We start from the raw sequence: 20,563 nt of genomic DNA, 5'->3' as shown, positions 1-20,563 counted from the left end.
GTGCGCGGCCGCCGCAGGCTCGCGAGGGCCTATCGGGTCACGTTGTAGATGCCCACGCCGCTCAGGGCCGGGCCGGCGACCGTGTAGAAGAGCGACAGCGCCTTCTGCATATCGCTCAGCGGCGCGTTGGAGACATAGAGCAGATCCTTGGCGTGGATCTGGAAGCGCTGGGCCATGAACAGGTTGTCGGCGTCACGCAGGTTGAAGCGGTAGACGACCGGAACCGGGCCGCCGGCCTGGAGCAGCGGGCTGTCCGGCACGAGCTGGCGCGCGATGGCATGGGGCTCGTAGCGCAGGACGAAGACACCAGCCGGGTCGGAGCGCGAATCGATCAGGCCGCCGGCCTTCGCCAGCGCCTGCGCCAGCGTGACCGTGTCGGACTCGAAGGGGATCTCGGCGTTGCGGCCGGTCGCACCGTAGGCGATGTAGGTCTGCGGCTGCCGGACCACGGTGACCACGTCGTCCGGCCGCATGTAGATGTTCTCGCGCGGGTCCGCCACGACCCGCGACAGCGCGACCCGGACCGTGCGCGAGCCGCGCGAAAGCTGCACCGCCGCCTCGTTGACGGGGATGCGGACGCCCCCCGCCGTGGCGATCACGTCCATCAGACGGTCGCCCTTGACCGAGAGCGGCACACGGGCGCCCGCAGCAACCTCGCCGGTCACCGTCACCGAGCTGCTGACCGGACGGGTGATGGAGATGATCGCCTGCGGCTGGATCGCCTTGCCGGCAATGCTGGTCTCGACGCGTTGCTGCGCGGCGTCGACCGTGAGCCCGGCGACGCTGACCCGGCCGCCATAAGGGACGGTGATCGAACCGTCGCGCCCGACCGCTTGTTCGGGAATCGTCGCGCTCTTCGATCCGCTCGAGAAGCGGTCGGTGACCAGCGGCGCCGAGAAGAGGCCGCCGGCGGAAGCCTCCCAGATCGTCACGGCGACGATGTCGCCGATGCCGATCCGAGACGCCACAGGGGGGCGATGGTCGCCGAAATTGGCCAGCATATTCTCGGGCGGACGCCGCTGCAGTACCGCGTTGACCGCGGGAGTGATGTCCAGAACGGCGTAGCGCTGAAACTCTTCGGCCGAAGCCTGCGAAGTCACTTCGTCGGCGGTGGGGCCCGCGGATGGAAGAGCGCTGCACCCCGTCAGAAAGGCCAGGCCAGCCGCGGCCATCGAAAACTTCAGCATATAGGTATCCATCACGCTCCGCCGCTTCTAGCACGCAAACTCTAGGTCAGCCACCTCGGCTCTGAGCCTTGTTCAGGGTTGTGGTTGGAAAGCAACACCGTCGCGATGCGCATATATCGCAGAGGCCAATGCAGTCGGATTGTGATTGCGAAACGGAGCGCATAAGAGTGCCGGCATGGATTTCGTCGCTATTGGCTATCCCAGCCCTCTTACAACATGGGCCTTTCAAATTCTTGAAGCCTCGTTGCGTCGGCTCCTGCCCGAATTGTCGGTATTGCATGCCGACCGTAACGACAGCGTGGCGGATCTGGGAACGCGGCAAGCGCCAAGGCTCATCCTCTCCCAGTTCCCGAATCCCGATTTCGCCCGGAGTTGCGAGAAGCGGAACATCCGCACGCTGGTCTTCGCCGACGACATCGTGGAAGCGGTGCGCCATGTCCGGCAGGCCCATCGCATATCGACCTCCCAGGCGCTCCGCCCGGTCTGCGCCGGCCTGGTGCTGGCCCGGCCCTTCGCTGCGGCGGCGCAAGGTCTCGTCATCCGTCGAGACATGGCCGGTACCGCGCCCGAGATCCTGGCGGTGTTGCTGGGACATTTCGGGCTGAACCTATCCCGCGAACAGGCCCGGGAGATCTGTCGGCAGATCGGGGCGGATCATCCAAGCCTGAGGGAGGCGCTGCATCGGCTCGTCCCTGCGGAGAGCGTGCTGGATGAGGGAGATGCGGCCCTGGTCGCCCAGGTTCTCGGGGGATTGCAGGATCTGCAGCATGGGTCGCCGGGCGCGGTCAGCTGGCCACGCCAGTGCTTCCTGATGGGAGACCGGCCCGACACCATGCCCCCGGTCGCGCTCGCCGTGACCGGGCGGGCGCGGATCATCTATTACGGCCCCTATTACCATCTGCCGCGCGGAAGCTGGGCGGCGCGCATGTCGGTCGGCTTCTCGCAGGATATCCGCGGCATGCCTTTCTCGATCGAGGTGCACAGCACCGAGCTTCTCGGAAAGGCGCGGATCCTGGCCGAGCGCGGCGGCATCTTCTCGCTCGAATTCGACATCGTGGTGGCAGTGCCCCACGAGCCGATCGAGGTCAGGGTCATGAACGAGCAGGGCGCGATCGAGGGGCATATGGGCCTTGTCGGGATCGATTTCACACAATGGCGTCCGCATCCTGCCGATGCGGCGCAAGCCTAGCCGAATGGAGCCAACCTGCGGTGTCAAAGAGCATTCTTTTCGAGGCGAATGCCATCACCCTCCCGCAGGGCACGGGCATCGCGACCTATGCCCGCAACCTGGCGCGCACTGCGGATGCCGCAGGCTATGACACCGAACTGCTGATCGGCACGGATCGTGCCGTCAATCGGAAGGACCCGCTGCTGGCGGAGATCAGCCTTCATGATGCCAACAAGCCGGCGGGGTTCGATCCCGTCAGGGATATCGGCCGCGCCATCGATTGGGCGGTTGGCGTGCCAGGCGGCGCCACGGCGTCGCGGCTGGCGGCCCAGCGCATCGTGCTCGACCCCGCCTCCGGCGCGACAGCCGCCGGGCGCCATCCGACCCACGCTGCCCTGCGCCTCGAGGAACGGGCCTTCCTGCACTTCAACCGCCATGGCCGGCGCCTGACGGTTCGGCCGGACCGCCAGCACGACATCTTCCACGCGACGCGGCCGATCGCGCTGCGCGCCAGGAACGCGGCGAATATCTATACCATCCACGATATCGTGCCGCTGCGGCTGCCTTACGCGACGCTGGACAACAAGCGCTATTTCTACAAGCTGATCAAGAACATCGCCCGCGAGGCGGACCATATCGTCACGGTCTCGGAATTCACGCGCCGCGACGTGATCGAATTCTTCGACGTGCCCGAAGACAAGATCACCAATACCTGGCAGTCGGTCTCGATCGACAGCGCGCTGCTGTCGGTCGAGGATGACGTGATCGCGCGCGAGATCGAGCATCGCTACGGGCTCGGCTTCAAGGAGTATTTCCTCTTCCTGGGAGCGATCGAGCCCAAGAAGAACGTTTCGCGCATGGTCGAGGCCTTCGCCGCGTCGGGAACGAGCCGCCCGCTCGTGCTCGTCGGGGGGCTCGGCTGGCAATATGACCGTGATGTCGAGTTGCTCAACGACGAGCGCTTCCGGAGCTGGCGCTTCGATGGCGAGCGGATCACCGCCGACCGCCGCGTCCAGCGGCTCTCCTATGTTCCGCGGACGTCGCTCATGTCGCTGATCCGCGGGGCGCGGGGCGTCCTGTTCCCGTCGCTGTACGAGGGCTTCGGCCTGCCGATCCTGGAGGCGATGCTGCTCGGCACCCCGACCATCACCTCGAAGACGAGCTCGATGCCGGAGGTCGCCGGCGATGCTGCCCTGCTCGTCGATCCCTACCGGATCGACGAGATCCGTGATGCCATCAGCGCCATCGATGCCGACGCCGACCTGCGTGCGGACCTGTCCAGGCGCGGGCGGGAACGGGCGGACTTCTTCTCGCCCGATCGCTACACCGAGAGGGTGAAGGCGGTCTATGGCCGCGTGCTGGGCTAGATCATCGGACAGAAAAGCGGCATGCGGTTCTCGGGGTACTTGCCGGTGATTTGGACACGAGTGCGCTTCGCTCCACCCGAGAAGGACGAGGACCGCTATCGGCGCGGCTGGCAGCTCTCGCAATAGAAGGTCGAGCGGCCCGACTGCACGAGACGCTGCACCAGAGCGCCGCAGCCGGGTGTGACGCAAGCCTCGCCTTCGCGATCATAGACCTTGAAGCGGTGCTGGAAATAGCCGAGCGAGCCGTCGGCATGGGCGAAGTCGCGCAAGGTCGAACCGCCGGCGGCCACCGCCTCTTCCAGCACCTCGCGGATGATGCGGGCGAGGTCATGCGCGACCGGTCGGGCGCGGCCTGTCGCAGTCGCGATCGTTCCGGCCGCAGCCTCCGGATGAAGCCCGGCACGGAACAGCGCCTCGCAGACATAGATATTGCCGAGACCGGCCACGAGGCGCTGGTCGAGCAGGGCCGCCTTCAGTGGCGCGAACTTGCCGGCGAACAGCCTCGCCAGCGTCTCGCCGGACAATTCGTTGCCGAGCGGTTCGATGCCCATGGCGGCGAAATGCCTGGAGGTGGCGAGGTCGGCGCGCGGCACGAGGTCCATGAAGCCGAAGCGGCGGACGTCGTTATAGGTGATGCGCGCGCCGGACCCCATCTCGAACACGACATGGTCATGGGCAAGGTGCCGGCCGATCTCATTATAATAGGCGCCGGGTTCCGTCGGCGGCGTGCCCGGCGACTCGACGACGAAGCGGCCGCTCATGCCGAGATGCATGACCAGCGCCTGGCCGTCGTCGAGATCGGCGACCAGGTATTTCGCCCGGCGCGACAGCGCCTCGACGCGTCGGCCGGTCAGGCGTTCGGAAAAACGCTCCGGCAGGGGAAAGCGCAGGTCGAGCCGGCGCTGCTCGACCCGTGCGAAGGTCTCGCCCAGCATGGCGGGCTCCAGCCCGCGCCGGACGGTTTCGACCTCGGGAAGCTCGGGCATCGGTGGGACCTTCGGTAAGCCTGCGTCGAGAGGGCCCGCGACAAGCCCGTCGCCTTTGGCTATTCATCCCCTCACGCGGAAACAAGACAGATTTGCACGAGAGCGGCCCGAAACGTGACAGCAGCCTCAGACACCACCCATTTCGGCTTCGAGACCGTGCCGCTCGCTGAGAAGCAGGCGAAGGTCGACGATGTCTTCCACAAGGTCGCGGGCCGCTACGACCTGATGAACGACCTGATGTCGGCGGGGCTGCACCGGGCCTGGAAGAGCGCGCTACTGACCGCGATCAACCCGGCAAAGGATCGCCCGTTCCATCATCTCGACGTGGCCGGCGGCACCGGCGACGTCGCCTTCTCGGTGCTGGAGGCCGGCGGATCGCAGACCGACGTCACCGTGCTCGACATCAATGCCGAGATGCTGTCGGTCGGCCGTGACCGCGCGCAGAAGCGCTTTCCCGGCGACGACCGCATCCGCTTCGTCCAGGGCAATGCCGAGGAGCTCGGCCTGCCGGACAACCGGTTCGACTGCTACACGATCGCCTTCGGCATCCGGAACGTGCCACGCATCGACAAGGCCCTGGCCGAGGCCCATCGCGTGCTGAAGCGCGGTGGACGCTTCCTATGTCTCGAATTCAGCCATGTCGACGTGCCGCTGCTCGACAAGGTCTACGAGGCCTACTCCTTCAACGTGATCCCGCCGATGGGTCGCATGGTGACGGGCGAGGCCGAGCCTTACCAGTATCTGGTCGAGTCGATCCGCAAGTTTCCGCGTCCACAGGCCTTCGCCGGCATGATCGAGGACGCCGGTTTCCGCCGGGCGAAGTTCACGCCGATGACGGGCGGGGTCGTCGCGCTGCATTCGGGCTGGAAGCTGTGAATATCGACCCCGCGTCATGCTCGGGTTTGACCCGAGCATCTCTCGAAGGAAGCCCTCTCCAACATGAGATGGTCGGGTCAAGCCCAACCATGACGGCGTCCGTATGATCTCCTCCCTCTTCCACTTGGCCCGCTCCGCCCGCACAGGCTTCGTGCTGGCGCGCGAGGGTGCGCTCGCGCTGGTCGATCCGTCCGTGCTGCCGCCACTGGCGCGCGGGATGATCCGGCTCGGCCGGCTGATCGAACGGCGCGGCGCCGGAACCTCGGCGACGCGGCTCGCCGCGGCGCTGACGCGGCTCGGGCCCTCCTATGTGAAATTCGGGCAGTTCCTCGCGACCCGGCCCGATGTCGTCGGCATGAAGATCGCCTCCGACCTCTCGGCCCTGCAGGATCGCATGCCGCCCTTCCCGATGGCGCAGGCGCGCGCCGCGATCGAGGCCGCGCATGGCCAGCCGCTGGAGGCGCTGTTCTCGAGCTTCGGCGAGCCGGTTGCCGCGGCCTCGATCGCGCAGGTGCATCGCGCCCGGCTGAAGGACGGCCGCGAAGTCGCGGTGAAGATCCTGCGGCCGGGCATTCGAGACCGCTTCCATCGCGACCTCGGCGCGATGCGCTTCGGCGCGGAGCTGGCAGAACGCCGCTCGGCCGAGGCGCGCCGCCTGCGCTTCACCGGCGTCGTTGAGACGCTGGCGCGCTCGGTGACGATGGAGATGGATCTGCGGCTCGAAGCCGCCGCGCTCTCCGAATTCGCGGAAAACACCAAGGACGATCCCGATTTCCGGGTGCCCGCGCCTGACTGGCAGCTCACCGCGCGCGAGATGCTGGTCGACGAATGGATCGACGGTGTTCGCCTTGCCGACATCGAGGGCCTGCGCGCAGCCGGCCATGACCTGCCGGCGCTCGGGCGCAACGTCATCCAGTCCTTCCTGAAACATGCGATCCGGGACGGCTTCTTCCATGCCGACATGCATCCCGGAAACCTGTTCGTCGATGCGCAGGGCCGGCTTGTCGCGGTCGACGGCGGCATCATGGGCCGGCTGGGCCTGAAGGAGCGACGCTTCCTCGCCGAGATCCTGCTCGGCTTCATCACGCGCGACTATCGCCGCGTCGCCGAGGTGCATTTCGAGGCGGGGTATGTGCCCGGCCACCATGCGGTCGAGGATTTCGCCCAGGCGATCCGGGCGGTTGGCGAGCCGATCCACGACAAGAGCGCCGACCAGATCTCGATGGCTAAGGTGCTGACCCTGCTTTTCGAGATTACCGGCATGTTCGACATGGCGACTCGGACCGAGCTGGTCATGCTGCAGAAGACCATGGTGGTGGTCGAGGGCGTCGCGCGCACGCTCGATCCGCATCTCGACATGTGGAGCACGGCCGAGCCGGTGGTGCGCGAATGGATCACCCACAATCTCGGGCCGCTCGGGCGGATCGAGGAGGCAGGACGCGGCGCCGGCGCGCTGTTTTCGAGCCTCGCCCGCCTGCCGGAAACCATCCAGCGGGCGGAGCGCGTGCTGGGCCAGTTGGAGGACGCCTCGCGCCAGGGTTTTGCGTTGAACGAACGCAGCGTCGAGGCGATCGGCCGCGCCGAAGGGCGCGGCAACCGTTGGGTTACCGGGGCGCTCTGGCTGATCGCGGCGCTGATCGCCTGGGAGGTGCTGGGGTAACGACAGCGCCTGCCGTCATGCTCGGGCTCGACCCACTGCCGTCCGGTTTTGAATTCCAGACGTTGTGCATGGCGTTTATTCTACTGGTTTCCAAGCATTTGCTGGTAATTTGGATATGAGGCGGGATAGACGCCATGTGGCATCAGGCTGTCGACACTGGTGTACGGGCCCGCTTCTCGCAGGGCGTCAGTCCAACTCGGCTATTACGACCCTGAGGGTTCGGCTTTCGCCTCAACATATGAAACGCGAACCGGGCAGCAGTGGCATTCCCCAGAGCACCGGACCGGCTATGAGTTTCGGTCCGGTTATCTCGCAAGCTCCGGCGGATCACGGCTCATCCGCATCGATCGGGAACACCGGCCGGCGCAGCCTCGTATAGGGCAGCGAGGCGATCTCGCTGGTGCAGGGGCCGGCGGTCGCGACGGTGTAGCTGCCCTTGGCGATCCTGTCATAGGCGCGCCGATGCGCCACGGCTGCCTTGACGCCGATGACCTTGAGCGCCCCGGGATGGATGCCCTGCGAGCGGAACTGGCCGAGGTCGAAGGGCGGCGTCTTGCGGCTGGTGAGCAGCACGGTGATGCCGCGCCCGACGGTTACCACAGCGCTCGGGCCCATGCTGAAATGGGAGCCTTGCGAGGCGGCGAGATGGCTATTCAGGTCCTCGAGCGCAAAGCGCCCGTCGCTCGCGCTGACGAAGCGAACGTCGAGCTCCAGCGGTCCTTCGGCGATGGCGCTGCCCTTGCCACCGATGGAGAGCCTGCGCAGATCGCCCGGGCTGGCGCCGGCCAGCGCTGCGACTGCCGCAGGATCGGCGATGGCGACGGCGCCGCTCTCGACCTCGTGGCGCAGGAAGGCGCGCAGCACCGATGTCCCGTCCCCCGGCGCGCCGCCACCGATATTGTCGGCCGGCTCGACGATGAGCCAGGGCCCGTCGGGCGCGCGCAGGATCGCCGCCAGCGCCTCGTCGATGTCCCATTCCCGCGGCAGGCCGAGTTCGCGCAACGCCACCGCCGTCTCGGCCAGGCGTGCGAGGGCTTTTTCCGCCTCGGCCTCCTCCCCGGTGGTAACCAGCGCGAAGGCGACGCCGGCCTCGGGCACGTCCGAGAACGAGTAGCCTCCGATCACATTGACCGCCCAGATCTCCGGATGGTCCCGCTCGATCGACCGCGCCAGCGCCTCCAGGTCACGCATCGGCCGGTCGGCGGTGCCCGTACCGGTCGGCGGCCAGACGACCGGGGCATTGCGCGAGGCCATGCGCGGCCGGCGTTTCTCGGCCAGGCTGCGCGCGAGCAGCCTGGCCGAGTGCATGGCTGCATCCCGCGCATCGCTGTGCGGGTTCTCGCGATAGGCGACGAGGCCGTCGGCATGGGCCGCCATGGCGGCGGTGAAATTCGCGTGCAGGTCGAAGACACCGAAGACCGGCACGGTCTCGCAACCCGGCAAGGTGCGGATCCGGGCGAGCAGTGTTCCCTCCGGATCGGGGCACTCAGTCGTGACCATGGCGCCGTGCAGGGCAAGCCAGATGCCATCGAGGCGGCCGCGCGCCGAGGCGGCGAGCACGCCGTCCTCGAATTCGAGCAGGAACCGGCGCAGCACGTCGTGATCGACCATGCCGGACGGCAGTGCGGTGTATTCGACCGTCGGCACAACCTCCCAGCCTTCCGTGGCCGCCACTTCCAGGAAACCGTCGATGGTGGAGCCGTCACCGCGCCGCGCCAGCAACTCCTCGCCGCGGCGGATGGCGAAATCGGCGAGCGCGGTCACATCCTCGGTGAAGCTGTGGGTCTCGTGGAAGAGGCCGGCGAGCAGGATGCGAGGCGTGCGCGACATTGGGCGGTATCCTCGGCTCGCAAGGTTGATCCGCAGCCATTTCGAACGCAGCGACGTTCCGATTCAAGCACTCATTATTCCGCCAGGAGAAACGAGCCGGCTTTGACAGGTGTCGTCGGCCTCTCGTTAGATCATGGTGGGGAGCGAGGTGCTGCAGAGCTTGCGGCGCCGATCGGGGGCATCTGGATGCGCATCTTCGTTGCGTCGCTGGCGACCGAGACCAACACCTTCGCCCCGCTCTTCGTCGATCGCAGCGCCTTCGAGAGCGCCTTCTACTGTTCGCCCGGCACGCATCCGGAAACGCCGACGCTGTGCTCGGCGCCGGTGGTCGCGGCCCGCCGCCGTGCGGCGAGCGAAGGCTACATCCTGATCGAGGGTACCGCGACCTGGGCCGAGCCCGCCGGGCTGGTCTCGCGCGAGGCCTATGAGAGCCTGCGCGACGAGATCCTGGCCCAGCTCGCGGCGGCGTTGCCGGTCGATATCGTCCTGTTCGGGCTGCACGGCGCGATGGTCGCGCGTGGCTATGACGACTGCGAGGGCGATCTGCTGGCGCGCGCCCGCGCCCTTGCGGGACCGGGTTGTATCATCGGCGCCGAGCTCGATATGCACTGCCATCTCAGCGCGCAGATGGTCGAGGCCACCGACGTCATCGTCGCCTTCAAGGAGTTTCCGCATACGGATTTCCTCGAGCGGGCCGAGGACCTGCTCGATCTCTGCCTGCGCGCGGCGCGGGCCGAGGTGCGGCCGGTGAGTGCCGTCTTCGACTGCCGCGGCATCGCCAGCTTCATGACGAGCCGGGAGCCGGGGCGTGGCTTCGTCGACCGCATCAAGGCGATGGAGGGCAAGGGTGGCATCCTCAGCATCTCGGTGGCGCATGGTTTCCAGGCCGCTGATGTCGCCGATGTCGGCACCAAGGTGCTGGTGATCGCCGATGGTGACGGGGACAAGGCGGCCGCGCTGGCCGGGGAACTCGGGCTGGAAATCCTGCGCTGGGGCAGCGATGGCGCGATGCCGAGGCACTACAAGCCGGATGAGGGGATCGAGGCGGCGCTCGCCCTGGCGCAGCACGGCCGACCGGTGGTGCTGGCCGATCGCTGGGACAATCCCGGCGGCGGCGTCGCGGGCGATTCCTCGGTAATGGTCGAGGCCCTGCTCCGGCGACCAGAGGTCAAAGCGGCCATCGGTGCGCTCTGGGACCCGATCGCCGTCAGCTTCTGCCGCGCGGCCGGTGTCGGTGCCGAAATCCCGCTTCGTTTCGCCGGCAAGGCGGCGCCGAGCTCGGGCCGGCCGATCGATGCGACGGTGCTCGTCACCGGCACGACCGGCGCTCTGCTCGTGCCCTTCGAGCAGAGCCAGGTTTCGCTCGGCCCTGCGGCTGCGATCCGGATCGGCAATCTGGACATCGTGCTGGCTTCGACCCGCGCCCAGACCTTCAGCCCGCCGGTCTTCACCGACCTCGGCATCGACCTTACCGCCAAGCAGGTCGTGGTGGTGAAGTCCTCGAACCATTTCTACGCGGCCTTCGCGCCGATCGCTGCCAGCGTGCTCTATCTCGACAGCGGCGGGCCCTATCCGCCCGATGCGCGCATGATTCCCTACACCAAGATCCGCCGCCCCTTCTCGCCGCTGGACTCGAACCCATGGCTTTGAATGGGCATCCACAGCGTCCGTCAGGCGTTTCTCCGAGCTCTGACGCGGCGTTTCTTCTTGCGAAACAGCTGGTCCTTGAACCGGAATATCGCGGTCAGTAGGTTTTTGCAGAAGCTGCCTGAGCGTCGTTTTCGGGGAGACAAGCTGTGCGTCTAGCCTTGATCCACATCGTCCAGGAGACCAACGACTTCAATCCCGTGCCGACAACGCTGGCGGATTTCGAAGCCTTCGGTCTCCATGAAGGCGCGGAGATCACGCGGCTTTTCGGCGAGATCGGGCAGATCGGCGGGCATTATGCGGCGGTTGCGGAATCGGGGCTTGCCGTCGAGACGCTTCCGATCATCCGGGCCTGGAGCGTGGCGGGCGGCCGGATCACCCGCGAGGCCTTCGATTTCTTCCAGGACAGGATCAGTGCGGGGCTCGCCGCCGTCGGCCCGATCGACGGGCTCGTCCTGCAGCTTCATGGCGCCTGCGCCGCCGAGGGCATCGACGATGTCGAGGGCGAGCAGGCCGAGCTCTGCCGCTCGATCCTGGGGCCTGAGGTGCCGATTCTGCTCGGCCTCGACCATCACGCCAATGTCACCCGCAAAATCATGGCGAGTTGCACGGCAATCGTCGGGCATCGCCACCAGCCGCACGACGTCTTCGATACCGGCCAGATCGGCACCGCGCTGCTGCTCAAGATCCTGAGCGAGAAGCGCCGGCCGGTGATGGCCTGGCGCAAGATTCCGCTGCTGTCGCATCAGGAGCAGTTTCTGACATCGAAGGGGCCGATGAAGCGCTGGTTCGACCGGGCGCGCGCGCTGGAGGCGGACGAGCGCGTGCTGCAGGCCTCGAACTATCCGATGCAGCCCTGGCTCGACGTCGCCGAGGGCGGCTGGTCGACCATCGTGGTGACGGATGGCGACCGCGCGCTGGCCGAGACGCTGGCCGACGAACTCGCCGACCTCGCCTGGTCGATGCGCGATGATTTCCAGGAGCGCGAGGCGGTCTCGGTCGACGATGCGGTGCGCGCGGCTGATACCGCGGCGCGCGGGGTTGTGGTGCTCAGCGACACCGGCGACACGGTGTTCGGCGGCTCGGCCGGCGACAGCAACCTGATCCTGGAATCAATGCTGCGGCTCGGCATCGGCAGCCGCGCGCTGATCCCGCTCATCTCGCCCGAGGCGGTGGCGACGCTGACCGCGGCCGGCGAGGGAGCGGAGGTGACGCTTACGCTCGGCGGCGATTCTGCCCCGGCCTTCTTCCAGCCGCTCGAAGTCACCGGCACGGTCCGGCGACTCGGCTCCGGCCCGGTTCCGGTCGAATTCAACCACCAGAGCGAGGTCGACATGGGCCGCGTCGCGGTGTTCGATGTCGGCCCGGTGACGCTGCTGATCAGCGAACTGCGCGGCGTCGCCGGCAATGTGCCGAGCGTCTACGAGGCCTATGGCATCGATCCGACCGCTTACAAGATCGCCGTGCTGAAGACCGCGTCGAACTTCCAGTATTTCGCGTCGATCTCCTCGGAGGTCATTCGCGCCGATACGAGCGGGCCGGGGCAGTCGGACGTCTTCACCTTGCCCTGGCAGCGGATTCCGCGTCCAGTCTACCCGCTCGAAACCATCAGTGACTGGCGCGCGCATTCGCTGCAGCCGGGTCCAGGAGCCAGCTGACGCCGAGACAAATCACAAAAAATGGGGAAAGTGCCGATGACAACGATATCGCGACGTCAATTCTGGATGGCGGGCATCGCGCTTGCGGCGATGGTCCCCATGGCCGCATCGAACACCGCCGCTGCACAGCAGCTGAAGGGCGGCACGCTCCGGGTCGCGGTGCTTCAAGAACTCGCCAATTACGACCCGCAGCAGCTCTCGACCGTCAATTTCCACGTCATCAAGAACCTCTATGACAGCCTGATCGAATACACGGCCGACGGAAAGCCGGAGCCGAGCCTGGCGACGGAGTGGATGATCGCGCCGGACAAGACTTCGGTCACGGTCAAGCTGCGCGAGGGCGTGACCTTCCATAGCGGGGCACCGTTCAAGGCGGATTCCGTGCTCGCGACCCTGCAGAAGGGAGCGGACCCGAAGCGCGGCAAGAACGTCTTCCCGACCATGTCGGTGGTCAAGGACTGGTCAGCGCCGGACGAGCGCACGGTGGTGATCAATTTCAAGGGGCCGGTGCCCGACCGCCAGATCCTCGACCTGCTGCAGTTCATGATCCCGATCGAGGCGAAGGGCATCGACACGGTCGAAACGGTTCCGGCCGGCACTGGGCCATTCCTGTTGGTCAGCCGCGCCGTCGGACAGGGCCTGCGCATGAAGGCCAATCCGAACTACTGGCGCCCGCAGCAGCCGTTCGCGCAGGAGCTGGTCTTCACCGTCTTCAGCGAGGATGCTTCGGCGAGTGCTGCGCTCGAATCCGGTGCCGTCGACCTGATCTACAACGGCTCGTCGCGCAGCGCCGTGCGCCTGAAGAGCGCCGGCTATCAGGTCTTCACCGGTCCGGGCAAGCTCGTGCAGGTCTTCCGGATCAATTCGACGCGGGGTCCGTTCCGCAACAAGTCGTTCCGCCAGGCCTTCAACCATCTGATCGACCGCGCCGGCATCCTGCGCGTCGGCTATGCCGGGCTCGGCGAGGTCGTCGCCCAGCCCTGGGCGCCGGCGAGCCCGGCCTTCGACGGCAGCTACAACAAGTCCCACGCCTACGACCTGGAGAAGGCCAAGGCGCTGCTCAAGGCGTCCGGCCTGTCGCCGGCCGAGATGAAGGACTGGAAGCTCCTGGTCAACGGCAGCGAGGAATCCTCGGTCCAGATCAGCCAGATCGTGCAGCAGGCCCTGGCCAAGGCCGGAATCCCGATCGAGCTCGACGTCAGGCAGGGGGCCGAATTCGTCACGGCACTGCTGGGCGGCGATTTCGCCGCGGTCTTCGGCGCGGTCGGCAATGTCCAGAAGTTCCCGTCGCGCGTCGCGACGAATTCGATCTACCGCACCGTGCAGAACCCGATCCTCAAGGATCCGCATCCGCATCCGGCCTATGTCGCGGCGATCGCCAGGGTGGATGCCGCGACCGGCAGCGAAGCCGAGGTCAAGGCCGCCTATGACAACCTCAACAAGGTGCTGGTGGACGAGGCCTTTGCGGTGCCGACCAATTCCTATGAGGTCGGGCTGATCGTCGCTTCGCCGAAGATCGGCGGGGTGACGCCGGAGATCGACAACCTGCTCGTCGCGCGGACGATCGGGTTCAAGTAATGCGGCCAAGCGTGGCGCGGCGGCGCCAACGCCCGACTACGGCGGCGGCATCGCATATCGGCTCATCGCGCGGCGATAAGCGATGAGAGCGGGTTCCGGATCGATCCTGCAGTTGCTGCGCCGGCTCTGTGGCCGGCGCAGCGCCGCGGCGAGCCTCGCCTTCCTGCTGCTGGTCGCGTTGGCCGCGGTCTTCGCCGACTGGCTGCCGCTCGACCCGCTGACGCAGAGCCTGGCGGACTCGCTGATGCCGCCATCGGCCGCGGCCTGGTTCGGCACGGACGAGCTCGGGCGGGACATCCTGGCGCGCGTCGTCTATGGCGCGCGGACATCGCTGGCCACGGCCTTCGGTGCAGTCGTCATCGCGGCTGCGATCGGGGTGCCGGTCGGTCTCGTCGCCGGCTTCTTCGGTGACTGGCGCGATTCCGTGCTGATGCGCTGCATAGACGTGCTGCTCGCGCTTCCGAACATCCTCTTCGCCATGGCGCTGATCGCCGTGCTCGGCCGGAGCCAGGCTGCGGCGCTGGTCGCCGTCGGCATCGCCGGCGTCCCGACGTTCGCCCGCATCGCGCGGGCCCAGGTGATGGCGCTGCGCCAGCTCGATTTCGTCGCGGCGACGCGCAGCTTCGGCGGCAGCTCCGGCTACATCATGTTCCGCACGATCCTGCCCAATGCGATGAGCCCGCTGGTGGTGCAGGCGATCGTGCTGGCCTCGATCGCGATCCTGCTCGAGGCGGCGCTCGCCTTCCTCGGGGTCGGCGTGCCGCCGCCGACGCCGAGCTGGGGCGAGATGCTGCGGACCGGCAAATCCTATCTGCACGAAGCGCCGAGCTATGCCGTTCTGCCCGGTCTCGTGCTGACGCTGACGATCCTGTCCCTCGACACGATCGGGCGGGCGCTGACGGCGCTGCTCGACAATCACGATGCCGACCTTGCGGAGCGCCGCGGGTCATGACGAGCTATGTCCTGCGCCGCCTCGTCCAGATGCTGCCGGTGCTCTTCCTGGCCTCCTTCGCCGTCTTCGCGATGATCTACGCCGTGCCGGGCGGGCCGGTTGCAGTACTTGTCGGCGAGAACGCGTCGAAGGAGGAGATCGCCGCGGCGATCGCGCGCCATGGGCTCGATCGCCCGCTGCTGATCCAGTACTTCGACTGGCTCGGAAATGCCCTGCGCGGCGATTTCGGGCTCTCGCTGCACAGCCGCCAGCCGGTGATGGCGCTGATCGGCGAGCGCCTGCCGGCCTCGCTGCAACTCGCCGTCGCGGCGCTCGTCGTGGCACTGCTCGTCGGTATCCCCGTCGCGGTCGCCAGCGCGGTGAGGCCCAATTCCTGGCTCGACCGCCTGCTCAGCGGCTGGAGCGCGCTGGCGCTCGGCGTGCCGACCTTCTGGCTCGGCATCCTGCTGATCCTGCTTTTCGCGGTGGAGCTTCGCTGGTTGCCCTCGGCTTCGCGCCATGTGCCCTTCTGGGAATCGCCCGCGGAGGCGATGCGTAGCCTGATCCTGCCGGCGCTGACGCTCGGCATCTATGTATCGGGCATCTTCGCGCGCTTCCTTCGAGCCTCGCTGATCGGCGAGGCGCGGCAGGACTATGTGCGGACCGCGCGCGCCAAGGGCGTGCCGGAGCGGCGCATCGTCGGCCTGCACATCATGCGCAACGCCCTGCTCCCCTTCGTCACCATCGTCGGGTTGATGATGGCGAACTTCATCGGGGGCACCGTCGTGACGGAGGCGGTCTTCACCTATCCCGGCCTCGGGCGGCTGATCATCCAGGCCATCAGCACCCGCGACTACCCGCTGATCCAGGGCTGCATCATGGTGATCCTGGTCGCCTACATGCTGATCAATCTCGCGGTCGACCTGCTCTATGCCTGGATCGATCCGCGGATCGAGTACCGATGAGCGCCGCCCGGCTGGCCCTCCGCCGGTCAGGCGGGCGGAATGCCGGCGTCGGAGCCGAGATGGCCGGAGATCGCCTGCGCGACCTCGCGCAGCCGCGCGCCCGCCTTCGCCGCGAGCGGCCGGGGCATCCGCATCAATGGCGCCGAGATGCTCAACGCCGCGACCGGGTAGCGGTTCTCGTCCATGATCGGCGCGCCAATGCACATTGCGCCGTCCTCGTTCTCGCCGCTTTCGGTGGCGTAGCCCTGCTTCGCCACCATGCGCAGCTGGCGCTCGATCTCCTCGCGCTCGAGCAGGGTGCGGCCGGTGCGCTCGGTCAGAGGCCTGTCGAGCTGACGCTGCTTTTCCGCTTCAGGAAGGAAGGCGAGGATCGCCTTGCCGAGCGCGGTCGAGTGCATCGGATGGCTGTCGCCGATGCGGGCCTGCATCCGCAGCGAGCGGTTGGCCTCGACGAGGTCGATATAGACGATGGTGCCGTCGCCTTTCACCGCCAGATTCACGGTCTCGTTGAACTCGTTCATCAGCTCGATCATGGCGGGGCGCGCGAGCTGGCGGATCTTGCTGACGCTGGCATCGGCGCGCGCGATCGACCGCATCAGCGGACCGATATTGTATTTGTCGGTCTCCTGGTTGTGGGTCAGGAACCCGGCCTCCGACAGCGTCTGCAAATAGCGGAAGGTGGTGGTCTTCGGAATCCTCAGCTCCTTGCCGACCGCCGTCAGCGCGATCTCGTGGCCATGGCGGGCGACCAGCTCGAGCACTTTCAGCGCCTTCATCACCGGCTGGACGATGTAGGGATTCCTCGATTGCCGGGTCATGGCCGCTTCCTTCACGGGGTCGCGAGCAGCTGCCGGCCCGCGATACAAATTCCATAGCACGAAACGCAAGTTCCTTTACAGGGAATAGGCGCGATGATCTGCTCGAAACCACCGGCAACGGAGAACAGGAAAGTGTCCGCAAAGGCGAGCAAAGCAGCGGGGACGCTGCGCTTCGAGGAATCGGCCCGGCAGATCGCAGCGAATGCGCGCTACATCGCCGGCGGCGTGAACAGCAACTTCCGGCTCGGCATGGCGCCGGGCCCGCTCGTCTTCGAGCGTGGCGAGGGCGCCTATCTCGTCGATGTCGATGGCAACCGCATCATCGACTATTACTGCGGCATGGGTGCGACCGTGCTCGGCCACTCCCCGGCCGGCGTGATCGAGGCGGTGCGGCGGCAGGCCGAGCGCGGCATCCTCTTCGCCGGCCAGACGCCGATCGAGCACGAGGCTGCGAAGCTGATCTGCGAGCATGTTCCCTCGGCCGAGCGGCTGCGTTTCGGCTCTTCCGGCTCCGAGGTGGCGCAGGCGGCGTTCCGCCTCGCCCGCGCGGCGACCGGGCGGCGCACCATCGTGAAGTTCGAGGGCCATTATCACGGCTGGTTCGACAACATCCTCTGGTCGACCGCGCCGGGGCTGAATGCGGCCGGCCCAGCCGACGCGCCGACGCCGGTGCCCGGCAGCCGCGGCCAGGATCCGAAGGCCGGCGATGGTCTTTCAATCCTCGGCTGGAACGACCTCGCGGCGCTGGAGCAGCGCCTTGCCCGCGGCGACGTCGCGGCGGTGATGATGGAACCGGCGATGTGCAACCAGGGCGCCATAGCGCCGGCGCCGGGCTATCTCGAAGGCGCGCTCGCCGCTTGCCGCAAGCATGGCGCGCTCCTGATCTTCGACGAGGTGATCACCGGTTTCCGCCTCGCCCGCGGCGGCGCGCAGGAGCTTTTCGGCGTCACGCCGGACCTGACCATCCTGGCCAAGGCAATCGCCAACGGCTACCCGGTTGCGGCGTTGGCCGGGCGGGCCGATCTGCTCGATCTCTTCGCCGAGGGCGTCCTGCATGGCGGCACCTTCAACGCCCAGCCTGTCGCGATGGCGGCATTGGTCGCGACGCAACAGGCCCTGACGCCCGAGCATTACGGGTGCAGTTCGGCGCGGGGGCAGCGTCTTCAGGACGGCATCCGCACGATCCTGGCGGAAGCGGGCATCAAGGCGCAGGTCGCGGGATTCCCGCTGATGTTCCATATCGCCTTCGGGCTCGATCAGCCGGCGCGGAACTATCGCGACGTCGCTGCGGCGGACAAGGCGGCCTGTGTCCGCTTCGCGCTAGCTATGCTCAAGCGCGGCGTGCGGGTCCTCGAACGCGGCGCCTGGTTCGTTTCGTCAGAGCACAACGAGGCGGTGGTCGACGCCACGCTGGAAGCGGTGCATGGCGCGGTGCGCGAGATCGGCTAAATCAGGTTGGATTGCGATCCCGGGCAAGAGGCGGCGCTTGCCCCGGAAGCAGGCGATGGCGTCCCGGAAGGGATTCGAACCCCTGACCTACGGTTTAGGAAACCGTTGCTCTATCCTGCTGAGCTACCGGGACGCACGCTGATCCGTGTAGCATAATCGCCATGTCGGTGAAGCCTCTTCTTGCCGTTTTCCTCGTCCTGCCGTTCCTCGCCGGAGCGGCCGGGGCGAACGATGCGTGCGCGGAGCTGGCGCCGGACAGCGAGACGGTGAGGCTGTCAGGACTGGACGAGGCCGGCGATCCGCTTCTCGCGGATGGGCGGCGACTTCGCCTCGTCGGGATCGCGCCACGCCAGGACGATGCCGAGGCCGCGCGCTTTGCCGCCGGCATCGGCCAATGGCGCGGCCGTGATCTCAAGCTCGTGGTGACTGGCGAGCCCGACCGCTGGGGCCGGCTGCCGGCCAGACTCCATATTCCGGGCGGCACCGACGCTGCGTCTGCCCAAGAGCTTGCGGCCGCATTGCTGAATGCGGGCGCGGCGTCTGCCCTGCCAGAGGCGCGGCCGGCGCGCTGCACAGGCGGAAGGCCGGTTGCGCAGGCGCGAGCACGCACTGCCCGCGCAGTGCCTGCGGGAGGCGAGCCAGCGCAAGGCGAGGCCATAGACGGCCATGATCTCGCCGCTCTCAAGGCGCAAGAAGGGCGGCTCGTGCTGCTGGAGGGGCGCATAGCCTCTGTCGGCGAGCGCGCGCAACGGACCTATCTGAATTTCTCGCGCCGGCGTGGGGAGGCCGCGTCGATCGTGCTGTCGAAGAGGTTGTGGCGCGAGATGCAGGATGTCGGCTGGACCGTGCGTGGGGTCAGCGGTAAACGCTTGCGGGCGCGTGGCGTCCTGTCCGGTCGGGATGGGCTGCTTCTCGACGTGACATCGAAGCTCGCCCTGGAACTGGTCGACTGACGTAAATGCTGGCGTTCTGGCGACATGGATTTCTGCCTCGTCCCACGCGGCTGGCTGCGCTCGCGCTCCCGGCGCTTCTGTTCGTCGCGTGTACGAGTGACCAGAACGCGCTGCTGCCGACGCAGAGCGTCTCCGGCGGCGAAATCGCGCCGCGCGTCAGCACGGTTCAGCGCGCATCCGATAGCGAGCATCTGCGCCTGCTCCAGGCCTTCGGCGGCGAATACCGCGCGCCCAGGGCGCGGGCCGCGCTGGACGAGGTGGTGCAGCGGCTGGCAAAGGCCGGCGAGGGCCAGATCGGCTCCTACGAGATCACCATCCTGAATTCACCGGCGGTGAATGCTTTCGCCCTGCCCAATGGCCGGCTCTATGTCACGCGCGGCCTGCTCGTGCTTGCCAACGACACAGCCGAGATCGCCTCGGTCCTCGCCCATGAGATCGCCCATGTCACGGCCCAGCATGCGGTCGAGCGGGCCGAGCGCGAGGCGGAATCGGCGCTGGTCAGCCAGGTCGTGTCGCAGGTGCTGAAGGATCCGGCCGCGAGCGCGACCGTGAAAGCCGGCTCGAAGCTCTCGCTTGCCAAATTCTCGCGTCAGCAGGAACTCACCGCCGACCAGATCAGCGTGCGCAATATCTCGCGCGCCGGCTACGACCCCTATGGCGCCGGCCGCTTCCTTTCTGCACTCGGGCGCAATACCGCCTTCCGCAACCGGGCCCAGGACCAGAATCCGGAAGATAAGCGCCTCGACATGCTGTCGAGCCATCCGCAGACGCCCGAGCGCATCGGTGCCGTGACGGCCGCTGCCCGCCAGATCGGCGCGCCGGGCATCGGCGAGCGCGACGCCGGGCGTTGGCTCGCCGCGATCGACGGCATCGCCTATGGCGACGATCCGCGCGACGGCGTGGTGCGCGGCAGGCGCTACCTGAACAGTGCGCTGCGCTTCGGCTTTACTGCGCCGGAAGGCTTCTCGTTGGAGGCGGCGCGCGACATGGTGATCGGCGTCAGCGGCAATGGCTCGCAGGCGATGCGCTTCGATTCGGTGACGCTGAAGTCCGGCCAGACGCTGCAGGACTATGTCGCCGCTGGCTGGATCGAAGGCGTCGAGACGACGGCCGTCGAGACGCTCGACGTCAACGGCCAGCCCGCGGCGCTCGCCGTCGGCAAGGGCACGGACTGGACCTTCCGGCTGGCCGCCGTGCAGGCCGGCGACCGGGTCTACCGCTTCATCCTGGCGGCGCGCGGCAGCGGCGATCCGGAGCGGCCGATGCGCGCATTGCTGTCGAGCTTCCGCGTGCTGAGCGCCGAGGAGGCGCAAGCTGTCCGTCCGATGCAGGTCAGGACGGTTGCGGCAGCCGAGGGCGACACGCCGGTGACGATGGCGGCGCGGATGCCGGAGCAGGACCGCGCCCAGGAGTTGTTCCTCGTGCTGAACGGGATCGAACGCGGCACGGCCCTGACACCCGGTCAGCGCTACAAGATCGTCGCCGAGTAA

At 67.4% G+C, this 20,563-nt stretch carries 16 protein-coding genes and 1 tRNA gene; 12 read left to right on the top strand and 5 right to left on the bottom strand.

Features of this window, described 5'->3' with window-relative positions:
* Positions 1-29: 29 nt before the first annotated feature.
* Positions 30-1,187, bottom strand: a complete 1,158-nt coding sequence (locus tag ASE63_RS06695; protein ID WP_244491311.1) for a polysaccharide biosynthesis/export family protein — start codon at positions 1,185-1,187, stop codon at positions 30-32.
* Between the two features lie 244 nt (positions 1,188-1,431).
* Here ASE63_RS06695 and ASE63_RS06690 point away from each other — a divergent pair, with 244 nt between their 5' ends.
* Together ASE63_RS06690 and ASE63_RS06685 are read left to right on the top strand one after the other, a co-directional pair.
* Positions 1,432-2,376, top strand: a complete 945-nt coding sequence (locus ASE63_RS06690) for a hypothetical protein (protein WP_156410223.1) — start codon at positions 1,432-1,434, stop codon at positions 2,374-2,376.
* Between the two features lie 20 nt (positions 2,377-2,396).
* Positions 2,397-3,722 carry a glycosyltransferase family 1 protein gene (locus ASE63_RS06685; RefSeq protein WP_162261728.1) on the top strand — a complete coding sequence of 442 codons (1,326 nt, stop codon included), beginning with the start codon at positions 2,397-2,399 and terminating at the stop codon, positions 3,720-3,722.
* A 95-nt stretch (positions 3,723-3,817) separates the two neighbouring features.
* Here ASE63_RS06685 and mutM read toward each other — a convergent pair whose 3' ends face one another.
* Positions 3,818-4,708 carry a bifunctional DNA-formamidopyrimidine glycosylase/DNA-(apurinic or apyrimidinic site) lyase gene (gene mutM, locus ASE63_RS06680; protein ID WP_056798427.1) on the bottom strand — a complete coding sequence of 297 codons (891 nt, stop codon included), beginning with the start codon at positions 4,706-4,708 and terminating at the stop codon, positions 3,818-3,820.
* Positions 4,709-4,822: 114 nt separating this feature from the next.
* On the opposite strand from mutM, the gene ubiE reads away from it, so the two are divergent.
* Together ubiE and ubiB are read left to right on the top strand one after the other, a co-directional pair.
* Positions 4,823-5,584: a bifunctional demethylmenaquinone methyltransferase/2-methoxy-6-polyprenyl-1,4-benzoquinol methylase UbiE gene (ubiE, locus tag ASE63_RS06675; RefSeq protein WP_056798423.1), complete on the top strand. Its 762-nt coding sequence runs from the start codon at positions 4,823-4,825 to the stop codon at positions 5,582-5,584.
* 103 nt (positions 5,585-5,687) lie between these two features.
* On the top strand, positions 5,688-7,244 hold the full coding sequence (gene ubiB, locus ASE63_RS06670) for a 2-polyprenylphenol 6-hydroxylase (protein ID WP_056798417.1): 1,557 nt from the start codon (positions 5,688-5,690) through the stop codon (positions 7,242-7,244).
* Positions 7,245-7,571: 327 nt separating this feature from the next.
* Here ubiB and ASE63_RS06665 read toward each other — a convergent pair whose 3' ends face one another.
* Positions 7,572-9,074, bottom strand: a complete 1,503-nt coding sequence (locus ASE63_RS06665; RefSeq protein ID WP_056798415.1) for a M81 family metallopeptidase — start codon at positions 9,072-9,074, stop codon at positions 7,572-7,574.
* Between the two features lie 186 nt (positions 9,075-9,260).
* Here ASE63_RS06665 and ASE63_RS06660 point away from each other — a divergent pair, with 186 nt between their 5' ends.
* The 5 genes from ASE63_RS06660 (at position 9,261) to ASE63_RS06640 (ending at position 15,853) form a co-directional block, all read left to right on the top strand.
* A complete protein-coding gene (locus ASE63_RS06660; RefSeq protein WP_056798411.1) occupies positions 9,261-10,724 on the top strand; it encodes a M81 family metallopeptidase in 1,464 nt (487 codons plus the stop codon).
* A gap of 146 nt (positions 10,725-10,870) precedes the next feature.
* Positions 10,871-12,379, top strand: coding sequence for a M81 family metallopeptidase (locus tag ASE63_RS06655; RefSeq protein WP_056798408.1), 1,509 nt, complete (start codon positions 10,871-10,873; stop codon positions 12,377-12,379).
* Positions 12,380-12,478: 99 nt separating this feature from the next.
* A complete protein-coding gene (locus tag ASE63_RS06650; RefSeq protein ID WP_244491310.1) occupies positions 12,479-13,957 on the top strand; it encodes an ABC transporter substrate-binding protein in 1,479 nt (492 codons plus the stop codon).
* A gap of 82 nt (positions 13,958-14,039) precedes the next feature.
* Positions 14,040-14,909: an ABC transporter permease gene (locus ASE63_RS06645; protein ID WP_056798404.1), complete on the top strand. Its 870-nt coding sequence runs from the start codon at positions 14,040-14,042 to the stop codon at positions 14,907-14,909.
* The gene (locus ASE63_RS06640) at positions 14,906-15,853 is read left to right on the top strand and encodes an ABC transporter permease (RefSeq protein WP_056798401.1); all 948 of its coding nucleotides are present in this window, start codon (positions 14,906-14,908) and stop codon (positions 15,851-15,853) included. Before ASE63_RS06645 ends, ASE63_RS06640 begins: the two co-directional genes overlap by 4 nt.
* Positions 15,854-15,879: 26 nt before the next feature.
* Here ASE63_RS06640 and ASE63_RS06635 read toward each other — a convergent pair whose 3' ends face one another.
* Positions 15,880-16,671, bottom strand: coding sequence for an IclR family transcriptional regulator (locus tag ASE63_RS06635; RefSeq protein ID WP_156410222.1), 792 nt, complete (start codon positions 16,669-16,671; stop codon positions 15,880-15,882).
* A gap of 132 nt (positions 16,672-16,803) precedes the next feature.
* Here ASE63_RS06635 and ASE63_RS06630 point away from each other — a divergent pair, with 132 nt between their 5' ends.
* Positions 16,804-18,120, top strand: a complete 1,317-nt coding sequence (locus tag ASE63_RS06630; protein WP_244491309.1) for an aspartate aminotransferase family protein — start codon at positions 16,804-16,806, stop codon at positions 18,118-18,120.
* 56 nt (positions 18,121-18,176) lie between these two features.
* On the opposite strand, the gene ASE63_RS06625 is transcribed toward ASE63_RS06630, so the two are convergent.
* Positions 18,177-18,253 (bottom strand) — tRNA-Arg (locus ASE63_RS06625).
* Positions 18,254-18,281: 28 nt separating this feature from the next.
* Between ASE63_RS06625 and ASE63_RS06620 the strand changes: the two genes are divergently transcribed.
* The gene (locus ASE63_RS06620) at positions 18,282-19,073 is read left to right on the top strand and encodes a hypothetical protein (protein ID WP_056798395.1); all 792 of its coding nucleotides are present in this window, start codon (positions 18,282-18,284) and stop codon (positions 19,071-19,073) included.
* A gap of 5 nt (positions 19,074-19,078) precedes the next feature.
* Complete coding sequence (locus tag ASE63_RS06615) at positions 19,079-20,563, top strand: M48 family metalloprotease (protein WP_056798392.1); 1,485 nt, start codon at positions 19,079-19,081, stop codon at positions 20,561-20,563.

The sequence above is a fragment of the Allobosea sp. Root381 genome (assembly GCF_001429395.1).
In the GTDB taxonomy this organism is placed as follows: Bacteria; Pseudomonadota; Alphaproteobacteria; order Rhizobiales; family Beijerinckiaceae; genus Allobosea.
Note: the sequence above shows the minus strand (reverse complement) of the source record. Positions and strands in the feature narration are given on the sequence as shown.

Coding starts and splice junctions, on each gene's coding strand:
- ASE63_RS06695 (WP_244491311.1), bottom strand. CDS start 1,187: ATGCTGAAGTTTTCGATGGCCGCGGCTGGCCTGGCCTTTCTGACGGGG.
- mutM (WP_056798427.1), bottom strand. CDS start 4,708: ATGCCCGAGCTTCCCGAGGTCGAAACCGTCCGGCGCGGGCTGGAGCCC.
- ubiB (WP_056798417.1), top strand. CDS start 5,688: ATGATCTCCTCCCTCTTCCACTTGGCCCGCTCCGCCCGCACAGGCTTC.
- ASE63_RS06665 (WP_056798415.1), bottom strand. CDS start 9,074: ATGTCGCGCACGCCTCGCATCCTGCTCGCCGGCCTCTTCCACGAGACC.
- ASE63_RS06660 (WP_056798411.1), top strand. CDS start 9,261: ATGCGCATCTTCGTTGCGTCGCTGGCGACCGAGACCAACACCTTCGCC.
- ASE63_RS06650 (WP_244491310.1), top strand. CDS start 12,479: ATGGCCGCATCGAACACCGCCGCTGCACAGCAGCTGAAGGGCGGCACG.
- ASE63_RS06645 (WP_056798404.1), top strand. CDS start 14,040: ATGAGAGCGGGTTCCGGATCGATCCTGCAGTTGCTGCGCCGGCTCTGT.
- ASE63_RS06640 (WP_056798401.1), top strand. CDS start 14,906: ATGACGAGCTATGTCCTGCGCCGCCTCGTCCAGATGCTGCCGGTGCTC.
- ASE63_RS06635 (WP_156410222.1), bottom strand. CDS start 16,671: ATGACCCGGCAATCGAGGAATCCCTACATCGTCCAGCCGGTGATGAAG.
- ASE63_RS06620 (WP_056798395.1), top strand. CDS start 18,282: ATGTCGGTGAAGCCTCTTCTTGCCGTTTTCCTCGTCCTGCCGTTCCTC.
- ASE63_RS06615 (WP_056798392.1), top strand. CDS start 19,079: ATGCTGGCGTTCTGGCGACATGGATTTCTGCCTCGTCCCACGCGGCTG.